Here is an 8750-nt window from a genome sequence, read left to right on the forward strand (position 1 = left end):
ACCCTGCTCTCCGAGACCCGCGCCGCCGGCCGACCCAACGGCCTGGCCCTGTCCGCCGCCGACGACATCGGCGCCGGGGCGGGTGGGGAGCCCGATGTTGGTCCGCGTACCGGTGACGACATAGCCCTTCACTCCGCCCGCGAGGGCGTTGCGTACGGCGCCGATGTCGTCGGCGGCGGACAGGGCCAGGCCGTTGGGCCAGCCGGCGGCGCGGGTCTCGGAGAGCAGGGTGAGACCGGAACCGTCGGGCAGGTGTACGTCGGCCACGCAGATGTCGCGCGGGCTGCCGACGCGGGGGCGGGCCTCCGCGATGGACGACGCCTCGATCACGTCACGTACTCCGAGGGCCCACAGATGGCGGGTCACGGTGGAGCGGACGCGCGGGTCGGCCACGACGACCATGGCCGTCGGCTTGTTCGGGCGGTAGGCGACCAGGCTTGCGGGCTGCTCGAGAAGAACGGACACCTAGGCCTCCTGGGGGAGTGGCGGGACGGCCGGCTCGGGGAAGGAAGCCGGTGCGAACCGTGCGGATGGTCACTGACTCCTTCGGCACGTCACCCGCCCGGCTTTAGGGAATGATCACGATTTGGTGAGTAACAATTCGGGCAATTCGGACGCACGATCGATCATCGGGTGATCAGAAGCCCACACCGGAGGCCGCCTTCCGACAGCCGCTGCGGAGGTGGTCTGCGGGGGCGTCCGTACGGCCGTGCGGCTACGGGTGGTGCGGACCGCGCCGCTGTGGCAGGGAGACCACACCGGTGCCGCTGTCGGTCGGACCCACCGGCGGCAGCCCCGCGATCTGGCACAGCAGCTCGCACCACGCCGCCAGGTGTGCCGAGGTGTCCGGCACCCCGCCCACCCCCTCGCGGGGCGTCCACGAGGCTCTGATCTCGATCTGCGTGGCCGGGCGCCGCTCCGCGAGCCCGCCGAAGTAGTGCGAGCTCGCCATGGTCACGGTCCCGCTCGCCTCCCCGTACGTCAGCCCGCGCGCGTCCAGCGCCCCGGTCAGCCAGGACCAGCACACCTCGGGGAGGAGCGGGTCCGCGGCCATCTCCGGCTCCAGCTCCGCCCGTACGAGCGTCACCAGCCGGAAGGTCCCCTGCCAGGCGTCGTGCCCCGCCGGATCGTGGAGCAGGATCAGCCGGCCGTCGGCGAGGTCGTCCTCGCCGTCCACCACCGCGGCCTCCAGCGCATAGGCGTGCGGGGCCAGCCTCTGGGGCGGTTTCGTCGGGTCGACCTCGATGCCCGGGCGCAGCCGGGCCTTCTTCAAGCCGTCGACCGCCCGGCGGAACGGGAGCGGGACGGAGTTCTCCTTCGCGCTGTCCACACCGTCAGCGCCATCTGAAAATCGTCCCTGAGCCGCAGCCATGCGGGGAAGACTAGGCGGTATGTGCGGCCGTACGGCGCAGGGACACCCGCGCCGGGTCGGGCACTTCTTCATACGTGCGAAGATTTGGGTCGTGAGTGCCAACGATCGCCCGACGGGCCAGCCGAGTCAGACGTACGATTCCGCCTTCCTGAAGGCGTGCCGGCGCGAGCCGGTGCCGCACACCCCGGTGTGGTTCATGCGGCAGGCGGGGCGCTCGCTCCCGGAGTACCGCAAGGTGCGCGAGGGCACGGCCATGCTGGAGTCGTGCATGCGCCCCGACCTGGTCACCGAGATCACCATGCAGCCGGTGCGGCGCCACAACGTCGACGCGGCGATCTTCTTCTCCGACATCGTGGTCCCGCTCAAGGCCATCGGCGTCGACCTGGACATCAAGCCGGGCATCGGCCCGGTCGTCGCCCAGCCGATCCGCCGCCGCGAGGACCTCGCACAGCTGCGCGACCTCACCCCCGAGGACGTCTCGTACGTCACCGAGGCGATCGGCATGCTCACGGGTGAACTGGGCTCCACGCCGTTGATCGGTTTCGCGGGCGCACCTTTCACCCTCGCGAGCTACCTCGTCGAGGGCGGTCCCTCGAAGAACCACGAGCACACCAAGGCCCTCATGTACGGGGACCCGCAGCTGTGGGCCGACCTGCTGGACCGCCTCGCGGAGATCACCTCCGCCTTCCTGAAGGTCCAGATCGAGGCCGGAGCCTCCGCCGTCCAGCTCTTCGACTCCTGGGTCGGCGCGCTCGCCCCGGCGGACTACCGCCGCTCGGTGATGCCCGCGTCGGCGAAGGTCCTGGAGTCCGTCGCCTCGTACGGGGTCCCGCGCATCCACTTCGGCGTGGGCACGGGCGAGCTCCTCGGCCTCATGGGCGAGGCCGGAGCCGACGTCATGGGCGTCGACTACCGGGTCTCGCTGGACGAGGCCGTCCGTCGCGTGGGCCCCGGCAAGGCGCTCCAGGGAAACCTGGACCCGGCGGTGCTCTTCTCCACGCCGGAGGCGGTCGAGGCCAAGACGGACGAGGTCCTCGCGGCCGCGGCCGGCCTGGAGGGCCACGTCTTCAACCTCGGCCACGGCGTCCTCCCGACGACCGACCCCGACGCGTTGACCCGCCTGGTGGAGTACGTCCACACCAAGACGGCACGCTGATCCGAGCAAGATCGAAACGTCGGTATCGTGCCGGGCATGACCCGGCACGGGCCGACGTTTCGCACATCCGACGGAGAGACCACCGACGGGGCCTCGACCGGCTGGACCAGCGGGCCGCCCCCTGGAACTGGTGCGCTCCGAACTCCGCGCGCTAGACCCCTGCCGAGCGGACCGCGGAGACGGCCTTGCGGGCCGCCACCAGGATGGGGTCCCAGACCGGGGAGAAGGGTGGGGCGTAGCCCAGGTCGAGGGTGACCACCTGGTCCACCGTCATGCCGGCCGTGAGGGCGACCGCCGCGATGTCCACCCGCTTCGCGGACCCCGCGCCGCCGACGATCTGGACGCCGAGCAGCCGGCCCGTGCGGCGTTCCGCCAGCATCTTCACCGTCATTTCCGCCGCGCCCGGGTAGTAGCCCGCCGTGGTCGTGGAGGTGATCGTGGCCGTCACGAAGCGCAGGCCCGCCTCCAGGGCGTCGCGCTCGCGCAGTCCCGTCCGGGCGATCTCCAGGTCGCAGACCTTGCTGACCGCCGTGCCGACGACCCCGGGGAAGGTCGCGTAACCGCCGCCCACGCCCGAGCCGATGACCTGCCCGTGCTTGTTGGCGTGCGTGCCCAGCGGGATGTGCCGGGTGCGGCCCGCGATCAGGTCCAGGACCTCCACGCAGTCGCCGCCCGACCAGATGTTCTCGTGGCCCCGGACGCGCATCGAGAGGTCCGTGAGGATGCCGCCCGACGGGCCGAGCGGCAGGCCCGCGGCGCGGGCGAGGGCCGTGCGGGGCTCGACGCCGATGCCGAGCACGACCACGTCCGCCTCGTACTCCTCGCCCGCGGCCGTGGCCACCGCACGGGCACGGCCCTGTTCGTCCGTGAGGATCTTCGTCACCTCGGCGCGGGAGACCGTACGGATCCCCATGCGGTTCATCGCGGTGTGCACCAGGCCGCCCATGTCCGGGTCCAGCGTGGCCATCGGCTGCGCGCCCCGGTGCAGGACGGTGACCTCGAAGCCCCGCCCCACCAGGGCTTCCGCCATCTCCACGCCGATGTAGCCCGCGCCGACCACGACCGCCCGGCGGCCCCGGGTGCGCTCCAGCGAGTCCATCAGGCGCTGGCCGTCGTCAAGGGTCTGGATGCCGTGGACCCCGTGCGCGCCGATGCCGGGGAGCCGGGGGCGGACGGGGCGGGCGCCCGTGGCCAGGACGAGCTTGTCGTAGTCCGTCCAGGATTCGGATCCGCTGTCCAGATCGCGGGCGCGGACCCGGGATCCGGGGAGGTCCAGCTCCACGACCTCCGTGCGGGTGCGCAGGCCGATGCCGCGGGCGCGGTGCTCCTCGGGGGTGCGGGCGATCAGTTCGTCGCGCTCGGCGACCCGGCCGCCGACCCAGTACGGGATGCCGCACGCGGAGTACGAGGTGAAGTGCCCGCGCTCGAAGGCGACGATCTCCAGCTCTTCCGGGCCCTTGAGCCTGCGGGCCTGTGACGCGGCGGACATCCCCGCCGCGTCACCGCCGACCACCACCAGTCGTTCCGTCGCCATCGTCCGTACCGCCCCTTCACCCCGTCATCGGATGGTGAACACGCTACGGGCGAACGCACGTTCAGTCCTGCACGTCGGCCTCGGTGTCCGGAGCCGGCGAGCGGGGCGCGGGCACCTGGGCCGCGGGCACCTGGGCCGCGGTCCGCTGCGGGGCCGCCGCCGTGACCTGGGCCGCCTTCGGGCGCGCCGGACGCCTCCGGCGGTACAGCCGGACCAGCGCCAGCACCAGTGCCGCCGTCAGCGCGAAGGGCAGCAGCGCGCCCACCGCCACCGTCAGGTAGCGCACGACCGTGGTGAAGACCTCCCAGCCGCCGTGCAGGGCGTCCAGGAAGGTGGGCTCCTTCTCCTTCTTCTCCGTGACCTCCGGCTTCGGGGCGGGCTCCGTGACCTCCAGCGTGATGGTGCCCATCGAGGTCTGGTCCCGCAGCGCCGTCTGCTGCGCCTGCAGCGATTCCAGGTCGGACTGGCGCCGGCTCAGCTCGCTCTCCAGCATCACCACGTCGCTCAGGGCCGTGGCCTTGCCCATCATCTCCCGCACCCGCGCCACGCTCGCCTGCTGCGACGCGACGCGGCTGCCGATGTCGGCGACCTTCTCGGTGACGTCCTGCGCGTCGACCTTGCGGTGCAGGAGCTTCCCGCTGCCCTCCATGGCGCTGAGCACCGAGTCGTAGCGCTCGCCGGGCACCCGCAGGGTCACCGTCGAGGTCATCCGGCCGTCCTGGCCGCGCTTGGTGGACTCGTTGCCGACGTAGCCGCCCGCCCCGTCGGCCGCGGCGCGGGCGGCGGCGAGGGCCTTCTGGGCGTCCGTCGTCTCGATGCCGAGCGTCGCCGTACGGATCACGTTCGGGCGGACCGGGGCCGCCGGCGGGGCGTTCTTGTCGGCCGGGGCGGCCGACGGGGGCGCCGCGGCGCCCTTCGCGCCCTCCGCGCCCTGAGGCGCCTTGCCGTCCTGGGCGGGCGCCGGCGCGACCGCCGCCCGGTCGGCCGAGGACGTCTTGCCCCCGGCGTCCGCGCCGCAGCCGGTGAGCGCGAGCACCCCGGCCAGGGAGAGGGCGGCCAGGGCCGCCGCGGAACGGTGTCTGTGCAGAGCATGCATCTTGCAAACCCCCGATGATCGGCTGGTGTTGCCGTTTCGACGCACGGAGTCCCGTCGCGGGTTTCGCTTCCACGGTCCCGGGCCGGTCCCGATGCGGTCACGGTCCGGCCTCGGAGATCGGTCTGAGACGATGTGTCCATGCACGAAGCGGACATGCGTACGGACCGGCCGGGCCGGGTGGGCTCCCCCAGCCATGTCGTCGTCATCGGCGGCGGCATCGCGGGCCTCGCGGCGGCCCACCGGCTGCTCGCCGAAGGCGCCCGCGTCACGCTGCTGGAGGCCGGACCGCGCCTCGGCGGCAAGCTGTACGCCGGCGAGCTCGCCGGGGCGCGCGTCGACCTCGGCGCCGAATCCATGCTGGCCCGCCGCCCGGAAGGCGTGGACCTCGCCCGTGCCGTGGGCCTCGGCGAAGCCGTGCAGCCGCCCGCCACCGCCACCGCCCACCTGTGGACCCGGGGCGCGCTGCGGCCGATGCCCCGCGGGCACGTCATGGGGGTCCCGGGCGACCTCGGGCCGCTCGCCGCCTCCGGGGTGCTCTCCGCGGAGGGTCTGGCCCGCATCGAGGCCGAGCGCACGCTGGCGCCCACCGAGATCGGCGAGGACGTCGCCGTCGGCGCCTACGTCGCCGCCCGGCTCGGCCACGAGGTCGTCGACCGGCTGGTGGAACCGCTGCTCGGCGGCGTCTACGCGGGCAACGCCTACCGCATCTCCATGCGCGCCGCCGTGCCCCAGCTCTTCGAGGCCGCCCGGACGCACGCGCTGCTGTCCGACGGCGTACGGGAACTGCAGCAGAGGGCGGCGGCCGCTCCCCAGCAGGCCGGTCCGGTCTTCGCCGGCATCGACGGCGGCATCGGACGGCTCCCGCTCGCCGTGGCCGAGGCCTGCCGTGCGGCCGGAGCGCGGATCGTCACCGCAGCCCCCGTCACCGAGGTCACGCGTACGCCCGAAGGCTGGCGGATCGCGGCCGGCGCCGGGACCACCGGGACGATCGAGGCCGACGGCGTGATCCTGGCCACCCCGGCCGGGCCCGCCGCACGGCTGCTGGACGGGCTCGCGCCCACCGCCGCGGCCGAGCTGCGCGGGGTCGAATACGCCTCGATGGCCCTGGTCACCATGGCCTTCCGCCGTTCCGACCTGCCGGCCGCCGTCGCCGGCGGGGGCGCCAGCGGGTTCCTCGTACCGCCCGTGGACGGCCGGACCATCAAGGCCTCCACCTTCTCCAGCAACAAGTGGGCCTGGGCCGGGGCGGATCCCGAGCTCTTCCTGCTGCGCACCTCGGTGGGCCGGTACGGCGACGAGGCCGACCTGGGGCGCGAGGACGGCGAGCTGGTCGACGTCTCCCTCGCCGACCTCGGCGAGGCCGTGGGCCTCGCCGCCCGGCCGGTCGCCTCCACCGTCACCCGCTGGGACGGCGGGCTGCCCCAGTACCCGGTGGGCCACCTCGACCGGGTGGCCCGGATCCGCGGCGCCGTCGCCGCCCTGCCGGGTCTCGCCGTGTGCGGCGCGCTCTACGACGGGGTGGGCATCCCTGCCTGCATCGCCAGCGCCGGCCGGGCCGCGGAGGCGGTGCTCGCCTCGCTCGGTGCGCGTACGGCACCCCTGGCGCCGACCACTGATCAGCGCACGGGACAATAGGAACATGACTGCACCAGAGAAGATTCCCAACGCGGGGAAGAAGGCGAAGGACCTCAACGAGGTCATCCGCTACACCCTGTGGTCCGTCTTCAAGCTGAAGGACGTCCTGCCCGAAGACCGCGCCGGTTTCGCCGACGAGGTCCAGGAGCTGTTCGACCAGCTGGCCGCCAAGGACATCACCGTCCGCGGCACCTATGACGTCTCCGGCCTGCGGGCCGACGCCGACATCATGATCTGGTGGCACGCGGAGACCGCGGACGAGCTGCAGACCGCGTACAACCTGTTCCGCCGCACCAAGCTGGGCCGTGCGCTGGAGCCGGTGTGGTCGAACATGGCCCTGCACCGCCCGGCCGAGTTCAACAAGTCCCACATCCCGGCCTTCCTCGCCGACGAGGTCGCGCGCGACTACGTCAGCGTGTACCCCTTCGTGCGCAGTTACGACTGGTACCTGCTGCCGGACGAGGACCGCCGCCGCATGCTCGCCGACCACGGCAAGATGGCCCGCGGCTACCCGGACGTCCGCGCCAACACCGTCGCCTCCTTCTCGCTGGGCGACTACGAGTGGATGCTGGCCTTCGAGGCGGACGAGCTGTACCGCATCGTCGACCTCATGCGTCACCTGCGCGCCTCCGAGGCCCGCATGCACGTCCGGGAAGAGGTGCCCTTCTACACCGGACGCCGCAAGTCCGTCGCCGATCTGGTGGCCGGGCTCGCCTGATACCTCCCCTGGGGGGAAGGACCGGAGGACGACCACACCGTCAGGTGAGTTCCTCCGGTGGATCGGGAGGCCCTGCCCCCGAAACGACGCAGCCGGAGATCCCGCCCGGAAGTTCAGACGACTGGCGGCAGCAGCGCCCTGCGGGCGCTCGCTGCCCGGTCGTCCAGCGACACCGGTGCGGGCTCCGGATGCGGCGCACACGTGACGCGCCACCCCGGGGTGGCGCCCGTCAGCAGAAACCGCTCCACGTGACGGTCCACGCAGTCGTTGCGTCCGCCGGCCACTCCGTGCGAGCCGGACCCCGCCTCCGTCACCAGCGTGGCCCCGGCGCCCAGCCGCCGCTGCAGCTCCAGCGCTCCCGGGTACGGGGTCGCCCCGTCCCGCTCCGCCGCGACCACCAGCGTCCGCGGCAGCAGGGCCGGCCGCTCGACCTCCACCGGCCGCTGCCGCCGGGGCACCGGCCAGGAGGCGCACGGCAGGTTCAGGAAGGCATTGGCCCAGGTCTCGAAGGGGGCCGTGCGGGCCAGCTCGGTGTTGTCGCGGTCCCAGGTCTCCCAGTCGGCGGGCCAGGGGGCGTCGTTGCACAGCACCGCCGTGTAGACGGCCGTGGCGTTCTCCGCCTCGGCCGCCGCGGCCGGGTCCGGGGCGGCCTGGGCGGCCAGCGCCGCCGGATCGCCGCGCAGGAAGGCGGCCAGGGCCGACGCCCGCTCCGGCCAGACGTCGTCGTAGTACGCGGCCTGGAGGTAGGCGGCCCGGAGTTCGCCGGTGCCGACCCTCCCGCCGGCGGGCGTACGTCCCACCGCGTCCCGCACCCGCTCGTAGCTCGCCTGCACGGCAGCCGGGGTGGCGCCCAGGCGGTACGTGCCGTGGTGCCGGGCGACCCAGGCGCGGAAGTCGTACCAGCGGCGCTCGAAGCCGGCCGCCTGGGCGAGGTTGTTGCGGTACCAGACGCGGCGCGGGTCGGGATCGACCGCCGAGTCGAGGACCATCCGGCGGACGTGGCCGGGGTGGAGGGCGGCGTAGACGGCGCCGAGGTAGGTGCCGTACGAGGCGCCCATGAAGGTCAGCTTCCGCTCGCCGAGCGCGGCGCGCAGGACGTGCAGATCGCGGGCGTTGTTCGGGGTCGAGTAGTACGGCAGGGCCGCGCCGGCCCGCAGGGCGCAGCCGCGGGCGTAGGCCCGGGCGGCCTCGACGCGCTGCCTCTTGTAGGCGGGGGAGGGGTCGGCGGGCTCCTGGGTG

At 73.5% G+C, this 8750-nt stretch carries 8 protein-coding genes; 3 read left to right on the plus strand and 5 right to left on the minus strand.

The features are described from left to right. Together PV721_RS37650 and PV721_RS37655 are read right to left on the minus strand one after the other, a co-directional pair. On the minus strand, positions 1-465 hold a 465-nt coding region (locus PV721_RS37650), incomplete at its 3' end, for a response regulator (RefSeq protein ID WP_319732483.1). Positions 466-715: 250 nt separating this feature from the next. After that, entirely contained in the window at positions 716-1372 is a 657-nt protein-coding gene (locus tag PV721_RS37655) for a DUF3000 domain-containing protein (RefSeq protein WP_319732485.1), read from the minus strand. A gap of 91 nt (positions 1373-1463) precedes the next feature. Between PV721_RS37655 and hemE the strand changes: the two genes are divergently transcribed. Beyond that, positions 1464-2528, plus strand: a complete 1065-nt coding sequence (hemE, locus tag PV721_RS37660; protein ID WP_319732487.1) for a uroporphyrinogen decarboxylase — start codon at positions 1464-1466, stop codon at positions 2526-2528. Positions 2529-2679: 151 nt separating this feature from the next. Here the strand turns inward: hemE and PV721_RS37665 are convergent, their stop codons facing one another. Continuing rightward, on the minus strand, positions 2680-4062 hold the full coding sequence (locus tag PV721_RS37665) for an FAD-dependent oxidoreductase (protein ID WP_319732488.1): 1383 nt from the start codon (positions 4060-4062) through the stop codon (positions 2680-2682). 61 nt (positions 4063-4123) lie between these two features. Then, positions 4124-5158: a DUF4349 domain-containing protein gene (locus tag PV721_RS37670; protein ID WP_319732490.1), complete on the minus strand. Its 1035-nt coding sequence runs from the start codon at positions 5156-5158 to the stop codon at positions 4124-4126. A 138-nt stretch (positions 5159-5296) separates the two neighbouring features. On the opposite strand from PV721_RS37670, the gene hemG reads away from it, so the two are divergent. Together hemG and hemQ are read left to right on the plus strand one after the other, a co-directional pair. Continuing rightward, positions 5297-6793 (plus strand): protoporphyrinogen oxidase, encoded by a 1497-nt coding sequence (gene hemG, locus PV721_RS37675; protein ID WP_319732492.1) that lies wholly within the window; start codon positions 5297-5299, stop codon positions 6791-6793. A gap of 4 nt (positions 6794-6797) precedes the next feature. After that, positions 6798-7511 carry a hydrogen peroxide-dependent heme synthase gene (gene hemQ / locus PV721_RS37680; protein WP_319732494.1) on the plus strand — a complete coding sequence of 238 codons (714 nt, stop codon included), beginning with the start codon at positions 6798-6800 and terminating at the stop codon, positions 7509-7511. Between the two features lie 113 nt (positions 7512-7624). On the opposite strand, the gene PV721_RS37685 is transcribed toward hemQ, so the two are convergent. Beyond that, on the minus strand, positions 7625-8750 hold a 1126-nt coding region (locus tag PV721_RS37685), incomplete at its 5' end, for an alpha/beta hydrolase (RefSeq protein ID WP_319732496.1).

The organism is Streptomyces sp. MB09-01 (genome assembly GCF_033794505.1).
GTDB lineage: Bacteria > Actinomycetota > Actinomycetes > Streptomycetales > Streptomycetaceae > Streptomyces.

Excerpts from the sequence above, each read along its gene's own strand:
- PV721_RS37655 (WP_319732485.1), bottom strand. The coding sequence starts at position 1,372 with ATGGCTGCGGCTCAGGGACGATTTTCAGATGGCGCTGACGGTGTGGAC.
- PV721_RS37665 (WP_319732488.1), bottom strand. The coding sequence starts at position 4,062 with ATGGCGACGGAACGACTGGTGGTGGTCGGCGGTGACGCGGCGGGGATG.
- PV721_RS37670 (WP_319732490.1), bottom strand. The coding sequence starts at position 5,158 with ATGCATGCTCTGCACAGACACCGTTCCGCGGCGGCCCTGGCCGCCCTC.
- hemG (WP_319732492.1), top strand. The coding sequence starts at position 5,297 with ATGCACGAAGCGGACATGCGTACGGACCGGCCGGGCCGGGTGGGCTCC.
- hemQ (WP_319732494.1), top strand. The coding sequence starts at position 6,798 with ATGACTGCACCAGAGAAGATTCCCAACGCGGGGAAGAAGGCGAAGGAC.